The organism is Ruegeria sp. BHSC037 (assembly GCF_059613045.1).
Genome location: NZ_JBXWRT010000001.1, coordinates 1 through 20,624, shown reverse-complemented (window position 1 = coordinate 20,624; position 20,624 = coordinate 1). Strand labels below are relative to the sequence as shown.

General features: G+C 63.0%; 20 protein-coding genes. 17 read left to right on the top strand and 3 right to left on the bottom strand.

Features of this window, described 5'->3' with window-relative positions:
* Positions 1 to 24 precede the first annotated feature (24 nt).
* Entirely contained in the window at positions 25 to 546 is a 522-nt protein-coding gene (locus AC2FMN_RS00100; protein WP_496685171.1) for a winged helix DNA-binding protein, read from the bottom strand.
* A 182-nt stretch (positions 547 to 728) separates the two neighbouring features.
* Here AC2FMN_RS00100 and AC2FMN_RS00095 point away from each other — a divergent pair, with 182 nt between their 5' ends.
* The 6 genes from AC2FMN_RS00095 (at position 729) to AC2FMN_RS00070 (ending at position 6,161) form a co-directional block, all read left to right on the top strand.
* A complete protein-coding gene (locus AC2FMN_RS00095; protein ID WP_496685168.1) occupies positions 729 to 1,700 on the top strand; it encodes a TRAP transporter substrate-binding protein in 972 nt (323 codons plus the stop codon).
* Between the two features lie 64 nt (positions 1,701 to 1,764).
* A complete protein-coding gene (locus tag AC2FMN_RS00090) occupies positions 1,765 to 2,316 on the top strand; it encodes a TRAP transporter small permease (protein ID WP_496685166.1) in 552 nt (183 codons plus the stop codon).
* 9 nt (positions 2,317 to 2,325) lie between these two features.
* The gene (locus AC2FMN_RS00085) at positions 2,326 to 3,621 is read left to right on the top strand and encodes a TRAP transporter large permease (protein WP_496685163.1); all 1,296 of its coding nucleotides are present in this window, start codon (positions 2,326 to 2,328) and stop codon (positions 3,619 to 3,621) included.
* A gap of 8 nt (positions 3,622 to 3,629) precedes the next feature.
* Complete coding sequence (locus tag AC2FMN_RS00080) at positions 3,630 to 4,358, top strand: 5-oxoprolinase subunit B family protein (RefSeq protein WP_496684453.1); 729 nt, start codon at positions 3,630 to 3,632, stop codon at positions 4,356 to 4,358.
* Positions 4,355 to 5,371 carry a 5-oxoprolinase subunit C family protein gene (locus tag AC2FMN_RS00075; protein WP_496685162.1) on the top strand — a complete coding sequence of 339 codons (1,017 nt, stop codon included), beginning with the start codon at positions 4,355 to 4,357 and terminating at the stop codon, positions 5,369 to 5,371. The genes AC2FMN_RS00080 and AC2FMN_RS00075 overlap by 4 nt, the downstream gene beginning before the upstream one ends.
* A 16-nt stretch (positions 5,372 to 5,387) precedes the next feature.
* A complete protein-coding gene (locus AC2FMN_RS00070; RefSeq protein WP_496685160.1) occupies positions 5,388 to 6,161 on the top strand; it encodes a LamB/YcsF family protein in 774 nt (257 codons plus the stop codon).
* Positions 6,162 to 6,190: 29 nt separating this feature from the next.
* On the opposite strand, the gene AC2FMN_RS00065 is transcribed toward AC2FMN_RS00070, so the two are convergent.
* The gene (locus AC2FMN_RS00065; RefSeq protein ID WP_496685157.1) at positions 6,191 to 7,204 is read right to left on the bottom strand and encodes a LacI family DNA-binding transcriptional regulator; all 1,014 of its coding nucleotides are present in this window, start codon (positions 7,202 to 7,204) and stop codon (positions 6,191 to 6,193) included.
* Positions 7,205 to 7,415: 211 nt separating this feature from the next.
* Here AC2FMN_RS00065 and AC2FMN_RS00060 point away from each other — a divergent pair, with 211 nt between their 5' ends.
* The 11 genes from AC2FMN_RS00060 (at position 7,416) to AC2FMN_RS00010 (ending at position 19,620) form a co-directional block, all read left to right on the top strand.
* Entirely contained in the window at positions 7,416 to 8,723 is a 1,308-nt protein-coding gene (locus AC2FMN_RS00060; RefSeq protein WP_496684442.1) for an extracellular solute-binding protein, read from the top strand.
* Between the two features lie 62 nt (positions 8,724 to 8,785).
* The gene (locus tag AC2FMN_RS00055) at positions 8,786 to 9,667 is read left to right on the top strand and encodes an ABC transporter permease subunit (RefSeq protein ID WP_496684445.1); all 882 of its coding nucleotides are present in this window, start codon (positions 8,786 to 8,788) and stop codon (positions 9,665 to 9,667) included.
* 12 nt (positions 9,668 to 9,679) lie between these two features.
* Positions 9,680 to 10,588, top strand: coding sequence for an ABC transporter permease subunit (locus AC2FMN_RS00050; protein WP_496684448.1), 909 nt, complete (start codon positions 9,680 to 9,682; stop codon positions 10,586 to 10,588).
* Between the two features lie 13 nt (positions 10,589 to 10,601).
* A complete protein-coding gene (locus AC2FMN_RS00045; protein ID WP_496685155.1) occupies positions 10,602 to 11,642 on the top strand; it encodes an ABC transporter ATP-binding protein in 1,041 nt (346 codons plus the stop codon).
* A complete protein-coding gene (locus AC2FMN_RS00040; protein ID WP_496685722.1) occupies positions 11,642 to 12,640 on the top strand; it encodes an endonuclease/exonuclease/phosphatase family protein in 999 nt (332 codons plus the stop codon). Before AC2FMN_RS00045 ends, AC2FMN_RS00040 begins: the two co-directional genes overlap by 1 nt.
* Positions 12,641 to 12,785: 145 nt before the next feature.
* Positions 12,786 to 13,838: a quinolinate synthase NadA gene (gene nadA, locus AC2FMN_RS00035; protein ID WP_496685152.1), complete on the top strand. Its 1,053-nt coding sequence runs from the start codon at positions 12,786 to 12,788 to the stop codon at positions 13,836 to 13,838.
* Positions 13,839 to 13,846: 8 nt separating this feature from the next.
* Complete coding sequence (locus AC2FMN_RS00030) at positions 13,847 to 15,439, top strand: L-aspartate oxidase (protein WP_496685150.1); 1,593 nt, start codon at positions 13,847 to 13,849, stop codon at positions 15,437 to 15,439.
* A complete protein-coding gene (nadC, locus tag AC2FMN_RS00025) occupies positions 15,412 to 16,260 on the top strand; it encodes a carboxylating nicotinate-nucleotide diphosphorylase (RefSeq protein ID WP_496685148.1) in 849 nt (282 codons plus the stop codon). Before AC2FMN_RS00030 ends, nadC begins: the two co-directional genes overlap by 28 nt.
* Positions 16,261 to 16,454: 194 nt before the next feature.
* The gene (locus AC2FMN_RS00020; protein ID WP_496685145.1) at positions 16,455 to 16,679 is read left to right on the top strand and encodes a hypothetical protein; all 225 of its coding nucleotides are present in this window, start codon (positions 16,455 to 16,457) and stop codon (positions 16,677 to 16,679) included.
* The gene (locus AC2FMN_RS00015; RefSeq protein WP_496685144.1) at positions 16,676 to 18,193 is read left to right on the top strand and encodes a sulfotransferase; all 1,518 of its coding nucleotides are present in this window, start codon (positions 16,676 to 16,678) and stop codon (positions 18,191 to 18,193) included. Before AC2FMN_RS00020 ends, AC2FMN_RS00015 begins: the two co-directional genes overlap by 4 nt.
* Positions 18,194 to 18,228: 35 nt before the next feature.
* The gene (locus AC2FMN_RS00010) at positions 18,229 to 19,620 is read left to right on the top strand and encodes an arylsulfotransferase family protein (RefSeq protein ID WP_496685141.1); all 1,392 of its coding nucleotides are present in this window, start codon (positions 18,229 to 18,231) and stop codon (positions 19,618 to 19,620) included.
* A gap of 19 nt (positions 19,621 to 19,639) precedes the next feature.
* Here the strand turns inward: AC2FMN_RS00010 and AC2FMN_RS00005 are convergent.
* The coding region (locus AC2FMN_RS00005) for a hypothetical protein (RefSeq protein ID WP_496685140.1) at positions 19,640 to 20,624 on the bottom strand (985 nt) is incomplete at its 5' end.

The following is a 20,624-nucleotide window of genomic DNA, read 5'->3' as shown; positions in this document are numbered from 1 at the left end:
GGTGAATGGCACAAGCGACGACGGTCAGAGCGACGCCGCAGCGCGGCTCGCCTGATCGTAGTGACCGGACAGAGCGCGCAGGTTGCGGGCCAACTCGCGCAGATCGTCGCCGGACAGGTCGGTGGCAGGCAGCCCTTCCAGCAGGCATTGTTGGCGCACCTTGCGATAGGCGTCGCATAGCTCCACGCCCTCGGGCGAGGTGCGGTAGAACACCTCTTTGCCGCGCTTTTCCGACGTCAGCAGCCCGGCCTTCAGAAGTTTGCGCAGGGCGTAGTTAACGGTGTGGCTGTCTTCGATGTTCAGAAGAAAGCAGATGTCGGTCAGGCGTTTGTCGCGGCCGCGGTGGTTGACGTTGTGCAGGATCAGAATGTCGAGCGGTCCCAGATCGGCCTGCCCGGCTGCGGCCATGCAGCGGGTCATCCAGCGTGAGAACGCGTTGTAGACGATGATCAGGCCGAATTCGAGTTCGGACAGTTCCCAGCCTTCGCCCTCGGCCAGGTGGCGAGAGGAAACGATGCGGCGCGTGTCGGGGGAAGAATCGGTCATGTTGCGGCCTTTTGATCTGCAAAACGCTTAGAAATTATCAGTGTTTTGGCATGGAGTGCGTGCGTTTTCAACGTCCTGACCTTTGGAACCTGCAGCGTTTCGGCCAAAACAATAACAAAACGTTGACAAATCGCTGACGTTGAGTCAGCTTCTGCGCCAGTACTCAAGCAGGGAGAGCCAAAATGAAACTGATGCAGATTGCCGGTGGCGCGGTGGCCGCGCTGGCCGGGTTGGCCATGCAGGTGCAGGCCGAGACCTGGGACATGCCGACCCCCTATCCGGATGCCACTTTCCACACGGTCAACATCCACGAATTCGCCAAGGACGTCACCGCGGCCACCGATGGTGCCCTTGAAATCAAGGTCCATTCCGCCGGATCTCTGTTCAAGCACCCCGAGATCAGCAAGGCCGTGCGCAGCGGTCAGGTTCCGATCGGAGAGTTTTTCCTGTCGCTGCTGGCCAATGACAACCCAGCCTTCGGTGCGGACTCGCTTCCGTTCCTGGCCACCAACTATGACGACGCCCAAAAGCTGTGGGCGGCTCAGAAGGACGTGATCAGCGGTCTGCTGGATGAACAGGGCATGATGGTACTGTACGCCGTGCCGTGGCCGCCGCAGGGTCTGTACACCACCAAGGAAATCAACAGCGTGGATGACTTGGCGGGCCTGAAGTTCCGCACCTACAACGCTACGCTGGAAGAATTCGCCAACTTGGCGGGCGCCGCACCCACGCAGGTCGAGGTGCCGGACATTCCGCAGGCTTTCAGCACCGGCCGGGTCGAAGCGATGATCACCTCGCCCTCGACCGGGGTGAACTCTAAGGCGTGGGACTTTTTGACCCACTACACCGACATCCAGGCCTGGATTCCCAAGAACGTGGTCGTGGTGAACAAGCGCGCCTTCCGCCGTCTGGATGACGCGACCCAGGCCGCCGTGTTGGAGGCGGCCGCCGCCGCCGAAGCCCGCGGCTGGGAGATGAGCCAGGCCGAGACCGCCAAGCAGACCGCGGTCCTGCAGGAAAACGGCATCACCGTGGTGCAGCCATCCGAAGAGTTGATGGCCGGCTTGCGCGCGATCGGCGCGCAGATGCTCGAGAACTGGACCGCTGAGGCCGGCGAAGAAGGCGCCGCGTTGCTGCAGGCCTATCAGCAGTAAACGATCCGACCTGGCCGGGTGCCAAACGTCCGGCCGGGTTCGACAACAAGGGGAGGGGATGGCGATGCTGCGGCGCAGTCTTGATTTCATCTATCGTGCAGCCGGCGGATTGGCGGCGCTGTTCATTCTGGCCATCGTCGTGCTGGTCTTTGCGCAGGTCGGGCTGAATCTGGTCGACAAGATCTGGGCCGCGCTGACCGGGCAGGGCGTGGGCCTGACCATCCCCTCCTATGCCGATTTCACCGGGTTCTTTCTGGCCGCATCCAGCTTTCTGGCGCTGGCCTATGCGCTGCGCGCCGGCGGGCATATCCGGGTCACGCTGCTGATCGGACGGATGCCCAAGGGACCGCGCCGTCTGACCGAGATCTGCGTGGTGACAATTGCCCTGGCCATGAGCGCCTATGCCACCTGGTATCTGGGCCTGCTGGTTCTGGAGTCGCTGGAATATGGCGACCGCAGCCCAGGCATGGTCTCGGTGCCGTTGTGGATCGTGCAGATGCCGGTCCTGCTGGGGCTGGCCATTCTGACTCTTGCCCTGGTCGACGAGCTGGTCGGCCTGCTGGCGGGCCGCGCGCCCAGCTGGGACGGCAAGGGCGAAAACCTTCTGAACGAATAGGGCCAGCAGATGTCGATTGCCACGCTTTCCATCATTCTTCTTGTTCTGCTGTTCGCTTTTCTGGGGGCGGGCCTGTGGGTGGCGTTTTCGCTGCTGGGGGTCGGGATTGCGGCGATGGCGCTGTTTTCCGATGCGCCGCTGGGGCTGGTCATGGCGACCACATTATGGGGGCACAGTAATTCCTGGGCGTTGGCGGCGCTGCCGCTGTTCATCTGGATGGGCGAGATCCTGTTCCGCTCGCGCCTGTCCGAGGACATGTTCACGGGCTTGTCGCCCTGGATGAACCGGCTGCCGGGGCAGTTGTTGCATGTGAACGTCTTTGCCTGCGGGATCTTTGCGGCGGTGTCCGGGTCGTCCGCGGCCACGGCGGCCACGATCGGAAAGCTGTCGATTCCAGAGCTTTCGCGCCGCGGCTATCCCGAGAAGATGATCATCGGCACGCTGGCCGGGTCGGCTACGCTGGGCCTGCTGATCCCGCCGTCGATCATCCTGATCGTCTATGGCGTGGCAACCGAGCAGTCCATCGCCCGCCTGTTCGTGGCCGGAGTTCTGCCGGGACTGCTTCTCGTGGGGCTGTTCGTGGGTTATGTGGCGATCTGGGCACTGATCAACCGCGCCAACCTACCCACCGAGGACATCCGCGCGAGTTTCGGGGAAAAGCTGCGACGTTCTCGCCGGTTGGTGCCGGTGATCCTGCTGATCGTCGGTGTGATCGGCTCGATCTATGCCGGGATCGCTTCGCCCACCGATGCGGCCGCTGTGGGCGTGGTGCTGGCGCTGCTGCTGTCCTGGCGCGAGGGCACGTTGACCCGCGCCAGCTTTGTCGACGGGCTGATGGGGGCCACGGTGACCTCGTGCATGATCGCCTTCATCCTTGCAGGGGCCTCGTTCCTGACCGTGGCGATGGGCTTCACCGGCATTCCGCGCGTGCTGGCGGAATGGATCGCGTCGCTGGGCCTGTCGACCTTCACGCTGCTGGCGGCGCTGACCGTGTTCTTCGTGATCATGGGATGTTTTCTGGACGGGATCTCGGTCGTGGTGCTGACGGCTTCGGTCATCATGCCGATGGTGATGCAGGCGGGGATCGACCCGCTGTGGTTCGGCATCTTCCTCGTGATCGTGGTCGAGATGTCGCAGATCACCCCGCCCGTCGGCTTCAACCTGTTCGTGCTGCAATCGCTGACCGGGCGCGACATCCTGCGGGTGGCCCATGCGGCGCTACCGTTCTTCTTCCTGATGATCGTGGCGCTGGTGATCATCGTGGTTTTCCCCGGCATCGTGACCTATCTGCCGAACCAGATGTGACGGGGGCGATGCAGGATTTTCCGATCATACGAACCGCCGGGGTGGACGGGCTGCTGATCAGCTTTGCAGCCGCGCTGAGCGAACCGGCCAACCGCGCTGCCCTGGCCTTTCGCGCCGCGCTCGAGGCGGAAAGCTGGGCGGGGGTCGAGGAAACCTCGTCCTCGCTGGTGTCGGCCTTCGTCCGGTTCGATCCGCTGCACTTGTCGCATGCCGCGTTGCACCAGCAGGTGCAGGCGCTGCTGGACCAGCGCGACTGGTACGCGGCCGACCTGCCCGGCGGGCGCAGGTTCTGGCGGGTACCCACCGTCTTCGGCACGGATCTGGCGCCGCGGCTGGGGCAGGCGGCGCAGGCGGCGGGCCTGTCCGAGGCCGAGGCGATCCGGTCGCTTTCCGAAGCGCGGGTGCGGGTGCAGACCATCGGCTTTGCCCCGGGTCAGCCTTATCTAGGTGAATTGCCGCCCGCCTGGGACATCCCCCGGCAAAAGGAATTGACCCCGCGCGTGCCCGAGGGCGCTCTGGTGGTGGCGCTGCGGCAGCTTGTGCTGTTCTCTGTCACCACGCCGACCGGATGGCAACATGTGGGCCAGACCGCCATCCGTCTGTTCCAGCCCGATGTGCCCGAACCTTTCCTTTTGCGCCCCGGGGATGAAGTACAGTTCACCCCCACCGACCCGGAAACGCTGGCGCGGATGCGCAGCGATCCGCGCGGCGGCGCCACTTGCGAGGCGCTGGCATGAGCGCGTATCTGACCATACTGCGTGTCGGGCCCGGCCTAACGGTGCAGGACTTGGGGCGGCCCGGATATCTGGACATGGGCCTGTCGCGCGGGGGTGCGGTGGACCGGCTTGCATTGGCCGAGGGCGCAGCGTTGCTGGGACAGGCCGACAGTCTTGCCGCCGTGGAAATGGCTGGCATGGGCGGAGAATTTCAGGCCGATCAGGATCTACGCATCGCCCTGACTGGCGCGCGGATGCGGGCGCAGATCGATGGCGCGCCCGCAGTCTGGAACGCCTCGCACCTTCTACCTGCGGGCGCCCGGCTAAGCATCGGGCCCGCCGTCGCCGGCAGCTATGGTTATCTCAGCATCGGCGGCGGGGTGAAGGGCGACCCGCTTTTGGGCGCCTGTTCGGCCCATCTGACGGCGGGGATCGGTGCCCTGCTGAAGGCGGGGGACCGGCTGGCGATCGGCGCGGATTCGGGCGGTGCAACCGGCATGACCTTCGACCCCGAGGACCGGTTCTCGGGCGGAGAAATCCGTATCGTGGCAAGTTTCCAGACCGACCTGTTCGCCCCAGACGTTCTGGAGCGGTTGCAAGCCACCGCGTTCCGTCGGGACGCGCGCGCCAATCGCATGGGCGTGCGGCTGGAAAGCGACGGGCCGGGCTTTCATGTCTCGGGCGGGCGCAGCGTGCTGTCGGAAACCATCGTGCCGGGTGACATCCAGGTCACCGGCGACGGCACGCCCTTCGTGCTGTTGGCCGAGTGCCAGACCACCGGCGGCTATCCCCGCATCGGCACCGTTCTGCCCTGCGACCTGCCCAAGGTGGCGCAGGCCCCGGCCGGGGCCGACCTGCGGTTCCGCTTCGTGTCGCTGGACGAAGCGGTGGCCGCCGAGCGGGCCGCCGCCCAGGTCAGGGTCGCGCTACCTCGGGCGCTGCGCCCGCTGATCCGTGATCCGCGCAGTATGTCCGACCTGCTATCCTATCAACTGATCAGCGGCGCCATCGCCCGCGAAGAGGACGTTTTGTAGATAAGGAGCCTGTGCCATGGCACATCAAGTCGATCTGAACGCCGATATGGGCGAAAGCTTTGGCCCTTGGAAAATGGGCGATGACGGGGCGCTGTTGAAGATCGTGACTTCGGCCAACGTGGCCTGCGGGTTTCATGCGGGCGACTGGGACGTAATGGCCGCGACGATGGCGCAGGCGGTGGAGAACGGCGTGGGCATCGGCGCGCATCCCGGGTTTGCCGATCTGCACGGCTTCGGGCGTCAGCGGATGCACTATCCCCTGCCGTCGCTGCAGAACCTTATCCGCTATCAGGTCGGCGCGGCGCAGGCGATGGCGCGGGCGGCCGGCGGGCAGGTGCGTCATTTGAAGTTGCACGGCGCGCTGGCCAACATGGCGTCCGAAGATCAGGCGATGGCGCGGGCCTGTTACGAGGCGGCGCTGTCGGTGGCTCCGGATCTGATCATCATGGTTCTGGCCGGAACCGCCCAGCAACGCGCCGCGCGCGACCTGTGCTGCACCGTAGCCTGCGAGATCTTTGCCGATCGTGCCTACAACGATGATGCCACGCTGGTCGACCGCAGCCTGCCCGGCGCGGTGATCCATGACCCCGACCGTGCCGCCGCGCGCATGGTCGAGATGGTCAAGGCCGGGGCAATCATCACTGAAAGCGGCAAGCATATTCCCACCCGCATCGACACGATCTGCCTGCACGGAGACACGCCGACGGCCGTGAAGATCGCAGCCCAGGTGCGCCACGCCCTGCAGAAGAGCGGTGTTGAGCTCAGGCAATTCGCCGGCGGTCCGGCCTGACCCTAGAAGGCCGAGCTGTGCGCCGCAGCTCAATGCGTGCCGCGCTCGATCACGACCGGATCGATGTCGATACGGTCCGGGGCCTTCTTCGGCTCGGCCTGGCGCAGATCCAGAAGGTGGATGATCGCATCGACAGCTTCGTCGATTGGGTTGCGCACCGTCGTGAGGTCGAAGATCGGCCAACCGGCCATGTCGATATCGTCGAATCCCGTGACGGCAAGGTCGCCGGGCACGTCCAGCGACAATGCCTGCGCCGCCGCCAGCGCGCCGATCGCCATTGCGTCATTGGCACAGATCAACGCATCGATGCGGTGCTGGTTCAGAAGCTCAACCGCAGCCGAGTGCCCGCCCTGCACCGTATAGTCGCCCCCGGCTTCGGCCACCAGCAGCAGCCCGGCCTTGGTCAGAGCCTGCAACACCCCGGCGCGCCGCCGTGAAGACGAGTAGAACTCGCTCGGACCATTGAGAAATCCGAACCTTCGATAGCCTCGCTGAATCAGCAACTCGGTCAACCGGCGCAGGCCATCGGCATTACGGCAGCACACGGTGTCGATACCCGGCCCCTCGACCGGTCGTCCCGACGAAATCGTGGACACGTTAAACCGGGCACAGCGTTCGACGATCTGCTGAGACATGCTTCCGCCGCGCAGGATCAGCGCATCCAGGGGAAACCGCAGAAGGTCGTCCAAGGCGGCTTCGGGTTGGCCGTTCGCCTGATCGACCAAGATCGGCCATTTCCGCATGCCGATCAACCGCCGCGTCAGTTGTCCGACGAAGGCGGCGTCGTAGGGGCTGCGCATGTCGCCGACAAAGACCGCGACCAGGTTCGACTGGCCGCCCTTCAGCCCCGCCGCCAAGGCGTTGGGTTGATACCCGGTTTCGGCGGCGATCTGCAGGATGCGCCTGCGTTTCTCCGAATCAACATAGGCGCCTGGCGTGAAGGCGCGCGACACCGCCGAACGCGAAACCCCGGCCAGATCGGCAACGGTCTTGGCGGTGACCCGACGGGGGCGCGAGGGTGGTTTTTTCGATGTGTCGGTCATGTCTGATCGGCACCAGATGCAAGGTGCAGGAATTTGTTGAATTGAATCGATTCTTTCACCAAAATGTCATGCTTAGAAGTTAGTGAACACGTGTGCATATTGGCCAGAAAAAAATTTTGAACAATGTGCACGCGTTCTCGGGGCCTTGCACCCGCACAGCTTCATGGGCTTTGCCCGCCCGAAAGGGCCAAACACGAACCGGAGGATTCACATGCAAAAATTCAAGTTGGGCGCGTCGGCCGCAGCGATCGCGATGGTGGCCAGCGCCGCCATGGCCGAGGTTGAAATCACATGGTGGCACGCCATGGGCGGCGCACTGGGCGATACCGTCAACCAGATTGCCGAGGACTTCAACGCTTCGCAGGACGACTACAAGATCACTCCGGTCTTCAAGGGCACCTACGAGGAAACCCTGACCGCAGGCATCGCCGCCTTCCGCGCGGGTGAACAGCCCAACATCCTGCAGGTATTCGACGCCGGCGCCGCCACCGTAATCGGTGCCAAGGGTGCAACCGTTCCGGTTCAGGACCTGTTGGAACAGAACGGCGTTGCGTTCGACATCGAAGACTATATTTCGGGCGTGCGCTATTTCTATGCCGACAGTGACGGCAAGATGATCGGCATGCCGTTCAACTCGTCCTCGCCCATCATGTATTACAACGTGGATGCGCTGGAAAAAGCTGGCGTGACCCCGCCGAAGACCTGGGAAGAGTTCCAGACCGTCACCGCGCCCGCGCTGAAAGAGGCCGGTTATATCGGTCTGTCGCAATCGCACCTGCCGTGGATCTTCACCGAGAACTTCCATTCGCGTCACGACCTGCCGTTCGCCACCAACGACAACGGCTATGAAGGCGCTGACGGCACCAATATTCTTGTCAACAACGACGCGATCAAGGCACATTTCAGCGCCGTCAAAGACTGGAAAGACAACGGGTTCTTCGAATGGTACGGCACCGGCTGGAGCGACAACCAGACCCCGTTTGAAGAAGGCAAGGTTGCCATTTGGCTGGGGTCGTCCGGTTCGTTCGGCGGCCTGTCCAAGAAGGACCTGCCGTTCGAGTTTTCAGCCACCTTCCTGCCCTATTGGGAAGCCGTGACGAAAGAGCCCAAGCAGACCTTCATCGGTGGCGCGGCCCTGTTCGCGATGGCCGGCAAGAGCGAAGAGGAAAACAAGGCTACGGCCGCATTCTTCGAGTTCCTGACCAAGCCGGAAACCCAGTACATGTGGCACCGCGAGACCGGTTACGTTCCGATCACCACCGCCGCCTATGAAATGGCCAAGGCCGACGGCCACTATGACCGCGCCCCCGCGGCCGAGGTTGGCATCAAGCAGCTGTCGTTGCCGGCCGGTGAGCATACCAAGGGTTACCGTATGGGTTTCTACGTCCAGATCCGCGACGTGATGAACCGTGAATACGGCCGCATCCTGACCGGCGAGACCTCGGTCGAGGACGCGTTCAACAACATCGAAACCGAAGCCAACGCCCTGTTGGATCGGTTCGCGAAAACCCAGAACTGACCCACTGACGCAAAACGGGCGGCCGCAGGTCCTGCGGCCGCCCTCCGTTATACGGAGAATTCATGAAACGCGCTGGTTTTACCGCCCGCTGGCTGCCGATCCTGCTGCTGATGCCGCAGCTTGTGATCATTTCGGTCTTTTTCTATTGGCCCGCCGCGCATGCGGTTCAGTCGTCATTCTTCCTGCAGGATCCGTTCGGATTCGGATCGACCTTTGTCGGGCTGGACAATTACAGGGACCTTGCAGGCAACGGCGAATACCTCAGCATCGCCTGGTTCACGGTGATCTTCACCGTTCTGGTCACCTTTCTGTCGCTGTCCATCGCGCTGTTGCTGGCGGTCAAGGCCGACAACGTTCTGCGCGGGGCCAAGACCTATCGCACGCTGTTGATGTGGGTCTATGCCGTGGCGCCGCCGGTGGCGGGCTTCATCGGTCTGATCATGTTCCACCAAAGCTGGGGACCGTTGACCGAACTGGCGCGTTCGATCGGATGGGATTTCAAACTGGGCGTCAATTTCAATGACACCGCCACCGCGATGGTGATCGTGTCGGTCTGGAAGCAGGTGCCGGTGAATTTCATCTTTTTCCTGTCCGGGCTGCAATCGATCCCAAAATCGGTGCGCGAGGCGGCGTTGATCGACAACCGTTCGGCCTCTGGACGGTTCTGGGACGTGACCTTCCCGCTGCTGGCGCCGACCGGGTTCTTCCTGCTGATCACGAACATCACCTATTCGCTGTTCGACACGTTCGGCGTGATCGACACCATGGTCAAGGGCGAGCCGGGGAACAACCCGATGACGCTGGTCTACAAGGTCTATGTGGACGGCTTCCGCGGCAATGACCTGGGCGGCAGCTCGGCGCAGTCGGTGGTTCTGATGGTACTGGTCCTGGCGCTGACGGTGTTCCAGTTCCGGCTGGTCGAACGCCGCATTCACTATACCTGAGGAGGGCAGACGATGACCGAAGCAAATGCAGGTGTGATCGACTACGCCGCCTCGCAAACGCCGCCACGCAAGCGCCGCATCCGGTGGGGCGCCATCGGCGATCACGCGGTTCTGATCGTGGGCTCGCTGTTCATGATGCTGCCGCTGCTGATGGTCCTGCAAATGACCACCGTTCCGGATGTCGAGGTGATCAAGACCGGCCCCAGCCTGACGATCGGCGATCAGCTGCCCGAAAATTTCGACAAGGCTATGTTCCAGGCCTCGGGCTTCTCGGGGCAGAATACCGGCCTGAACATGCTCAAGAACTCGTTCATCCTGGGCATCGGCTTTGCCCTGGGCAAGATCCTCATCGGGATGATGGCCGCCTATGCGATCGTCTATTTCCGGATGCGGTTTGCCACGCTGGCCTTCTGGGTGATCTTCACCACGCTGCTGCTGCCGCTCGAAGTGCGCATTCTGCCCTCGTACGAGGTGGTGCAGAAGCTGGGGATGCTTAACACCTATCAGGGCCTTATCATTCCGCTGATCGCCTCGGCCACGGCCACGTTCTTTTTCCGGCAATTCTTCCGCTCAGTCCCCGAAGAACTGGTCGAGGCTGCGCGCATCGACGGCGCCGGTCCTGTGAAATTCTTCATCGACATCCTGGTGCCGCTGTCGCGTACGATGATCGCGGCGATGTTCATCATCATGTTTGTCTATGGCTGGAACCAGTATCTGTGGCCCACCATGATCACCACCGAAGAGGACATGTTCACCCTGGTGCGCGGGATCAAGCAGATCACGCAGGTGCTGGAGGGCAACCGCATTCCCGAATACGGCCGGGCCAACCTGCTGGCGATCATCGCCATCATCCCCCCGGTCATGGTCGTCATCTTCTTCCAAAGCTGGTTCGTCAAGGGCCTGACGGAATCCGACAAGTAAGGCAGTAAAGCAAATGGCTCAGGTATCCCTGAAGAACATCCGTAAAATCTATCCCAACGGCGCCGAGGCGCTGACCCCGTCCAGTTTCGACATCGGTGATGGCGAGTTCGTGGTTCTTGTCGGCCCGTCCGGCTGCGGCAAGTCCACCCTGCTGCGCATGGTGGCCGGGCTGGAAGAGATCACCGAAGGCGAACTGACGATCAATGGCCGCGTCATGAATGACGTCGATCCGGCCGATCGCGACATCGCCATGGTGTTCCAGAACTATGCTCTGTACCCGCACATGACGGTACGCAAGAACATCGCCTATGGTCTGAAAAACCGCAAAACGCCCAAGGACGTGATCGAGCGGAAGGTGGCCGAGGCCGCCGCCATGCTGAACCTGGACGAGTATCTCGACCGCAAGCCCTCGCAGTTGTCGGGCGGTCAGCGCCAGCGGGTCGCCATGGGCCGGGCCATCGTCCGCGACCCGGCGCTGTTCCTGTTCGACGAGCCGCTGTCGAACCTGGACGCCAAGCTGCGCAACCAGATGCGGATCGAGATCAAGGCGCTGCAGCGGCGTCTGGGCGTGACCTCGATCTATGTGACCCATGACCAGGTCGAGGCGATGACCATGGCTGATCGGATCATCGTGATGAACGCAGGCCGGATCGAACAGATCGGCACCCCGTCCGAGATCTACCACCGCCCGGCCTCGACCTTCGTGGCCAGCTTCATGGGCGCGCCGCCGATGAACCTGATCCAGGCCCGGCTGGACGGTGGCAATGTCATGATCAACGGTGAGACGGTGCTGGGCGCGGCCGAAGGGTCTGGCCCGGTCACTCTGGGCATCCGCCCCGAGGACGTGATGTTGGGCGCCGGAGGCTCGATTTCCTTCCATGTCGACATCATCGAGGAGCTGGGCGCGCATCGGCTGCTGCACGGGCGGCTGGCCGATCAGGAGTTCACCATCCATGTCGGCAAGGATGTCGAGGCCGCGCCGGGCGAGACCCGGATCGCGCTGAAGTCCGACGCCATCACTCTGTTCCACCCGGAAACCGGAAAAGCCCTGTGATCACCAAGACCGTCGCGGCCTTGCCGCCTGTTTCCGAAGCCGCGCGCGCGCGCATTCTGTCCGCGCCGCGCACCGCCGAAGCGCATCGTGCCCTGATGGCGGAAACGCCGGCCATGAACGCGCTGCAACTGGGCGGGCGGGCGTCGCGTGACGTGCTTAACCCGACTCTGACGGTCGCGGCCTGGAACGTCGAGCGTTGCCTTTTTCCGGCTGAGACCGCCGCGCATCTGGCGCCGGTCGCGCCGGATATCGTTCTGCTGTCCGAGGTCGATCACGGCATGGCCCGCACCGCACAGCGCCACACGACCGAGGAGATGGCCGCCCATCTGAACATGGCCTATGTCTTTGGCGTCGAGTTCCACGAGTTGGGTATGGGTGGTCCGACCGAACGCGCATTTTGCAGCGACGATTTCAACACGCTGGGTTGGCACGGCAATGCGATCCTGTCGGCGGTGCCGTTCAGCCGGACCTCGCTGCTTCGGCTGGACGATCACGGCCACTGGTTCGCCGCCGACAGCGGCGCGGCCGACCCCGATCAGCCACGACTGGGCGGGCGCATGGCGATCTTGGCCGAAGTTCCGACAAAGGCCGGGCCGCTCTGCGTGGTGTCGACGCATCTGGAAAGCAACGCCGCCTCGGACCACCGGCACGCGCAGTTCGAAAAACTGCTGGATGCCGTCGAGGCGTTTGCGCCAGACATGCCGGTGCTGATCGGGGGAGATCTGAACACCGGCAACCACCTGCCGCCCGATTTCGACTGGCGCCGGGAAACGCTGTTTTCCCTGGCCGAGCGCCGCGGATACAGCTGGGCGTTCACTGCCGAAGGTCACACCACGCGCCCCAGCCTGATCACGCCGCACCCGGACCGGGTGATGAAGCTGGACTGGTTCGCGGGCAGGGGGTTGACATGCCCGGACCGAGGGTTGCTGCCCTCGCTGACGGCCGAGGGCAAGCCGCTGTCGGATCATGATTGCGTGTGGTGCCGGGTCGAGCTCTGACCCGCCCCATCGGCCCAGAGTTCCACAGCCGCGCGGGGCATAACGCTTGGTGATGCGGCATATTTTCCGTTGGCAGGTTGTGGCCAACGGGACGGAATCCCCATATGAAGCGGCACAGGAACTCACCAGGCGGAAATCAGACCAAGTGTTCGACCATCCCGCGCAGCGCGCGCATCTAGCCGAGAAATACGACCTGACCCCCTCGCCCGAGTTGGCCGCCAGCATGAGCGACATTTACGACCGTATGTCGCGCGTCGTCTCGCCGGCGGACTGGGCGATCTACGCGCCCTATGTCAAGGCGATCAACGATCTGAAGGCCGAGCGCAACGCGGTGATACTGGGCCACAACTACATGACGCCCGAGATCTATCACGGCATTTCCGATTTCGTCGGTGACAGCCTGCAGCTGGCCATCAAGGCGACCGAGGTCGAGGCCGACGTGATCGTGCAATGCGGCGTGCATTTCATGGCGGAGACCTCGAAGATTCTCAGCCCCGAAAAGACTGTTCTGATGCCCGACATGGAGGCCGGCTGTTCGCTGGCCGAGTCGATCACCGCCGAGGGCATCGCCGAGATGCGCCGCCGCTATCCCGGTGCGCCGGTCGTGTCCTATGTGAACACCACGGCCGAGGTGAAGGCGGCATCCGACATCTGCTGCACCTCCTCGAACGCGGCGCAGATCGTGGCAGCGATGGACAGCGACACGGTCATCATGACCCCCGACCAGTACCTGGCGCAGAACGTGGCCCGCGACGTGCCACAGAAGAACGTGGTCTGGTGGGAAGGATCGTGTATCGTGCACGAGCAATACACGGCGCAGGACCTGCGCGAGTTCCGCGAATGGAACCCGGGCACCCGCCTGATCGCGCATCCCGAATGCCCGCCCGACGTTGTGGCCGAGGCCGATTTCTCGGGGTCGACCAGCGGCATCATCAAATACGTCACTGACGAACAGCCCGAAAAGGCGATGCTGATCACCGAGTGTTCGATGGCGTCGAACATCGCCGACGCGCTGCCGCAGGTCGATTTCGTCGGCCCCTGCAACATGTGCCCCTACATGAAGAAGATCACGCTGGAAAAGGTGCTGTATGCGCTGGACACCATGACCGGGCAGGTCGAGGTTGACCCCGAAGTGGCGGAAAAAGCGCGCCTTTCGGTGCAGCGGATGATCGATCTGTCGCGCAAGCTGGGAATTTGACCGGGGCGATGCAGACGGTCTCGACCCCTCGGGTGGTCATTATCGGCGGCGGTCTGGCAGCGGTCTATGCCGCGCTCAAGCTCGACCCGCATCCGGTGGTGATGATCTCGCCCGAGTCGCTGGGCTCGGGTGCCAGTTCGGCTTGGGCGCAGGGCGGGGTGGCGGCGGCGATGGATCCGTCCGACAGCCCCGAAGCCCATGCCCGCGACACGATGCGCGCCGGCGCAGGGTCGGTCTTGCAGGAGGTGGCCGAGTTCGTCACCCGCGCGGCGCGGGATCATATTCTGGACCTGTCCGATCTGGGCACCGGGTTCGACCGGGACGCCGATGGCGGGTTCATCCAATCGCAGGAAGCGGCCCATTCGGTGGCCCGCGTGGTGCGCGTCAAGGGCGACCAGGCCGGTGCCGAGATCATGCGCGCCCTGATCGCCGAGCTGCGGCGGCGTGCTTCGGTCCAGGTGATCGAAGGGGCGCTGGCGGTGGGGCTGGAAAGCGACGGGGCCAAGGTCTCGGGCGTATTTCTGGCGCCGACCGATGCGCCGGGGGCCGAACCGGTGCTTCTGCGCGGGGCTGCGCATGTACTGGCCACGGGCGGGTCGGCGGGGCTCTATGCCCGCACCACCAACCCGGCGCGGATCCGCGGGCAGGGGATCGGTATGGCCGCACGGGCCGGGGGCCGGATCGCCGATGCTGAGTTCATTCAGTTTCACCCCACCGCGATCGACGTGGGCGAGGACCCGATGCCTCTGGCCACCGAGGCTTTGCGTGGCGAGGGCGCTATACTGATCAACCGCCACGGCGAAAGGTTCATGCAAGGCATCCACCCGGATGCCGAGCTGGCCCCGCGTGATGTCGTGGCGCGCGCCGTCTATCTGGAAACCAAGGCCGGCAACCGCCCCGCGCTGGATACGCGCGCAGCGATCGGCGCGGCGATCCGCAGTCAGTTTCCGGCGGTGACCGAGGCCTGCTTGCGCAACGGTGTCGACCCCGTGACCCAACCGATCCCGGTGGCGGCGGCGGCGCATTACCACATGGGCGGCGTGGCCACCGACCTGAATGGCCGCAGCTCTCTGGCCGGGCTCTGGGCCTGTGGCGAAGCGGCGTCAACCGGGTTGCACGGGGCGAATCGGCTGGCGTCGAACGGTCTGCTTGAGGCGTTGGTCTTTGCCCGCGCCTGCGCCCGTGACATTGCCGGCACCCTGACGGTTGCCGACGCGCCCGAGGTGCGGCTGCGCCTGCCATCGGGCGGTACCGAGCCCGACCTGCAGGGAGTGGCCGAACTGCGCCAGGTCATGACCGATAGCGTGGGCGTGGTCCGCGACGCCGATGGGCTGCGCCGCGCCTTGGGCCGGATCGCCGTGTTGGAGTCGCTGCACGGTCAGTCTCACTTGTTCCGTAACATGACCGCAACCGCCACGCTGATCGCGGCGGCCGCCCTGATGCGCACCGAAAGCCGCGGCGCGCATTACCGATCCGATTGTCCTGCTTCGGCCACGGGGCCGGGGCGGCGGTCTGATCTGACACTGGACGAGGCCGTGGCACTGCGGTCGAAAATCTTCAAGGAAACCGCAACATGCATCATGCCACTGTCCCCGACCTGATCCTTGAACCAATGGTCCGCGCCGCGCTGACCGAAGATCTCGGCACCAGCGGCGACATAACCACCCGCACCGTAATCCCGGCGGGCGTGACCTATGCCGCGCGGCTGAACGCGCGCGAGGATGCGGTTGTGTCGGGTATGCAGGTGGCGGCCTTGGCGTTCCGGCTGGTGGACCCGACGCTGAAGATCGATCCGCTTGTGGCCGACGGGGACCGTTGCACCAAGGGCCAAACCCTCATGGAGATCACCGGCAGCGCGGCTTCGATCCTGTCGGGGGAACGCGTTGCGCTGAACTTTGCCGGTCGTCTGACAGGGGTAGCCACTCTGACAGCCGAGCTGGTGGCGCAGACCGCCGGGACCAAGGCGCGCATCACCTGCACCCGCAAGACCACGCCGGGCCTGCGGATCGTCGAGAAGCTGGCCGTGCTGCATGGCGGCGGGTTCAACCACCGCCATTCGCTGTCGGATGCGATCCTGATCAAGGACAACCATATTGCCGCCGCCGGCGGGGTGCGTGCGGTGTTGGGGGCGGTCAAGGCGCGTGCGTCGCACATGATGAAGATCGAGATCGAAGTGGACCGGTTGGACCAGCTGGCCGAGGTTCTGGACACTGGTGGCGCTGATGTCGTGCTGCTGGACAACATGACGCCGGACATGCTGGCAGAGGCCGTGGCGATGGTGGATGGGCGTCTGGTGACCGAGGCGTCGGGCAATGTCACCGTGGGTACGGTAGCGGCGATCGCGGCCACCGGGGTCGATTATATCTCGTCCGGGGCTCTGACCCACTCCTATCGGACAGTCGATCTGGGCCTTGATTTCTAAGCGCCTGCTGGTCCGGCACGCACCCTAGATAATGAATGGCGAATTCTGCGATTGTTGCACAGAAGACCAACGAAATCGTCGGAGGCTGGGTTTCTTTTTTGGATTTTCATCGGTTCGTGGTACCGTTTCTTGAATATGATTGACTGTTGGCCTGTACCACACGGTCGGTTTCGTCTGTTGCGAGTGAGGTACCCATGCGGATTTGGATCAACGCGGCCCTTTTGTTTCTGGCCCTGACAACGCCGGCGCATGCCTATATCGGACCGGGCGCGGGCTTGGGCGCCCTGTTTACTCTGCTGGCGATCGTGGTCGGCGGCTTTCTGCTGGTCGTCGGTTTCCTCTGGTACCCAATCAAACGGGCGCTGCGCAAAAGGAAAAACGCTGAGGCGAAAGGCGAAGAAGCCGACCTGTCCCAATGATCGTTGCCTTCATCGTGTCCCTGTTTGCCGTGGCCGGTTTCGGGTTCGGCATCTGGGCGCTGAATATCATCAGTCTGTCGAAAGGTCTGGGCGAGGATGCCATGCAAGGCATCTCGGCGATGCTTGACAGCGAGCTGAGCGACGAGGTCAAGGAAGTGCGGGTCCGGCAGGCCGGGGTCACTCTGCTCCAGGGGGCGTGGCGCCTGTTCTGGCGGTTTGGTGTAGCTCTGGCGGCGGCTGCTCTGCCTATCATGGTTGCTGACGCCATCGGCCTGACCACGGCGGACGCGGTCTTTTCCCTGATGCTGCGCCTCGACTATATCGTGGGTGTGTCGCTGGCCGCCATTCTGGTTGGCCGCTTTTTCCTACGTCGGAAGGGCCGGGTGGAAAGCGATGCCAATGCACCAGGCCCGTACAGTTCGGCGGACCGGTTTGCACATATGCTGGCCTTTTCCGGTCCGAAATTTCACAAGGTATCGGCGAAAGTCGATGATTATGCCTTCCGGCGCCGGGTGCCCGAGGCTGAAACCCGCCCGCCTATTTTCGTCACCTCGCTGGCGCGCGGCGGAACCACCTCGGTGTTGAACGCCCTGTCTCATGTCGAGGGAATGGCAACGCACCGATACAGAGACATGCCGTTCATTTCCGCCCCCTATTTGTGGAACGGGCTAGGCGGCGCGCTCAGGCGGGATGTGGCGCAGGTGGAACGGGCGCATGGCGATGGTCTGACGATCGGGCTGGACAGCCCCGAGGCCTTTGATGAAATTTTCTGGCATCTGTTCTGGCCGGCAAAATATCGCGACGACCGGATCGAGCTTTGGTACGCGACGGATCTGCACAGCGAGGCCCAGAGCTTTTTCGACACACATTTTCGCAAGATTTGCCATCTGCGCACTGGAGGATCCGGCGGCGGCGCCACGGCGCCGCCGCGCTACCTGTCCAAGAACAACGCCAACATCGCCCGTCTTCGTCTGCTGCACGATCTGTTTCCGGGCTGTGCGGTCGTCGTGCCAATCCGGCATCCCGGCGCACATGCCTGGTCGATGCTGCGCCAGCATCGGAATTTCCTTGTTCGACAGGCCGAGGATCCGTTCGTGCTGCGCTATATGCGCGATATCGGGCATTTTGAGTTCGGGCTCCTCCACCGCCCGCTGGATTTTCCCGAACTTGCTGTCGAAGGCTATCACCTCGAGGACCCGAACTATTGGCTGGCCTATTGGATTGCAGCCTTCCGCGACATCGCCGCACAGGGGGATCGGTGCCATTTCGTGGTCCAGGACGACCTGAGGGCCCGTCCGAACGAGGTTCTGGCCGACCTCGGTGAGCGCCTGGATATCGACGTCGCAGATATGGACTTCCGCGGGTTCTTCCGGGCTGAGCCCGACGCGCGGCGGCAGGACGGGTTTTCCAACACATTGTTGAAGCAGGCCGAGGACATCTTTCAGGATCTGGCGGCGCAAGCCGTCACCGGCCGGCCAAGACCGGCCCGCAGCCCGGTGCAACGGGCCAATTGAAGCGCGGACCCGGGAACCAAATCGGAGGTAATCGGATGGAAAAAATCCTCTTCAAGAAGATCGAACTCTGGGTCTTGGGGGTGTTGGCCGTCTTCGGTTTTTTCGGCATGGTTCTGTTCGGAGCCATCGTTCTGGATGAGGAACGTGGCGAGGAGGAGTTGGGCGGTGACCATTTCGGCGTGATCGGCGACGCAGCCTTGGCCTTGGCCGAACTGCCGGAAAACGCGCGCCAGTCGTTGAAAACTGTGATCGGGCCGGACCCGACGATGATTTCATTTCTGAAGCTCCCTCCGGGAAGCACCGCTCCGGCAAAATGGTCTTGGTTGCAACCGCCGGGTTCGGGCGGGTTGGACGGATATCTGTTGCTCAGTCGCTATGACGGTGACCGGACGCGGCACGTGGTCGAGCTTGTGTCGTTGCAAACTGGCGAAACGCTTCGAACTTGGATGCCGGATGCCGAGACGGTCTTGGCAAGCTTTGAACGCAAGCCCGAATTTGAAGGGTGGGCTCCGTATGAGTACTGGAACGATGGATACTTTCGCTACATACACCCATACCTGACCGAAGCAGGAGAGTTGCTGGTCAAGAGTCATCACTCGCCTTTGATCATGCTGACGGCCTGCGGTGACGTCCGTTGGGCGCAAAACGACGTGCTGGTCCACCATTCCACCAATTCAGACGGAGCGGGAGGCTATTGGCTGCCGGGTCTGGCGTTGAAGTCCAGACCAAGCGATCTGTCAGAACGATTTGTGCGCGACTCGCTTGTGCATGTAACCGCGGGCGGCCAAGTTGATTTCGAGGAACCCTTGGCCCCAATATTCGAGAACAGCGGGCTGAAACACCTGATTTTTCCGGCGTCCCATTTCTGGAAAGATCCTATGCATCTTAACGACATAGAACCAGTATTAAAGGACGGGCCATTCTGGAAGAAAGGAGACCTCTTTCTGAGCTTTAGAAGTCCGTCTCTTGTTGCGCTGTATCGCCCATCAATCCAAAAATTCGTTTGGTGGAAGGCCGGACCATGGCAATCGCAACACGATGTAGACATAGTTAGTGATCGCCGAATAGCTGTTTTTGACAATGCTGCGTTCGATCGCGGTTTTGGGTCGCGCGTCGACAGTGCCAGTGAGCCTGTTATCTACGATTTCGAGACCGGCGCTGTGTCCAGGCCCTTTCATGACGCATTCATGGAATTGAAAACGGCAACGATGACAGAAGGTCTGCAGGATTTCACACCTTCTGGCCACTTGATCGTTGAAGAGGAAAACCGGGGCCGAATACTGGTTCTCAACAGGATTGGCGACCTCGTGGCAACATATGTAAACAGAGCGGAAAATGGCGAGCTCTATACGATGGGCTGGTCGCGCTACATCCCCCAGGCCCACGGAGACAAGGCTTTGGCGGCGATCGAACAAAGCGGGTGCTGAAACTGGCCGTTCGGTCTGTCTATGGGCGTCGGAAAACCAGAACCGCGCCGTCTCCCAGGGTGCCGGGGAATTCCTTGACCAGCTCCAGGCCGGTTTCGGCATCGTGGCCCAGTTGCGGAATGGCGCGGAACATCCGGTTCGGGAACAGAACGACCAACGTCACCGGACCGGGTTGGGACATCGCCGCATCATAATTCGCAGCAGTGTCGATGGTGCCCCAGTCGGCCTGGAAGTGACTTTGAAAGATCGGGCCGCCCGGATTGATGGCATAGACGCGCTCGGTGGGGCTGCGCTGGCTTTCGACCAATGCAAAAGCGCCAGCCAGATCCTGTTTCGGCGCGGCATAGTTCTTCTGGACCAGAAAAACCGACAGGGCGACCATGATCAGGGCGCCCAGGTTGAACAAGGGCCGAGCAAGGCCGGCGCGTCCAACGATGCGTGAAATGAGTCCGGCGGCCCACTGGCACCCGACCACGACGAGCACGATGATGAGGCCGATATCGACGAAGAAGAACCGAGGCCAGATCCGCATGTCCAGCGCCGAAAGCAACAGCAGGGTAACGGCGACATGGGCTGCGACAACCGGAAAGAACAGTGGTTGCCGGGTGTGCGACCCGATCGCTCCGAAGATGATGGCCAAGAGCCCGCCGACGGCGATCAGCAGGGTCAATCCACCGGTATTGCCCAAGGCCGTCCGCAGACCTTCGGCCACCGTCCAGAGCGGGTTCTGGTATTCCTGCATCGGGTCGACGGCTGACGACGCCGAGACCTCGCCCATGGCTTCCAATAGGCTCGGGAAAATCGGCAGATAGGCCAAGGTGGTCAGCGCAAGCGCGATCGCGACCCCGACCAGAGGACGCAGGACCCATGCACGGGTTAGCGCATCCCGGCCGATACCGGTGGCCAAAGACAGCAGCCATACCAACCCGAGCGCCACGAAAAAGAACGCCCCGGTCAGATGCGTGAACACGGCGGCTGCGGCGGTCAGGCCAAAGGCGATCCAT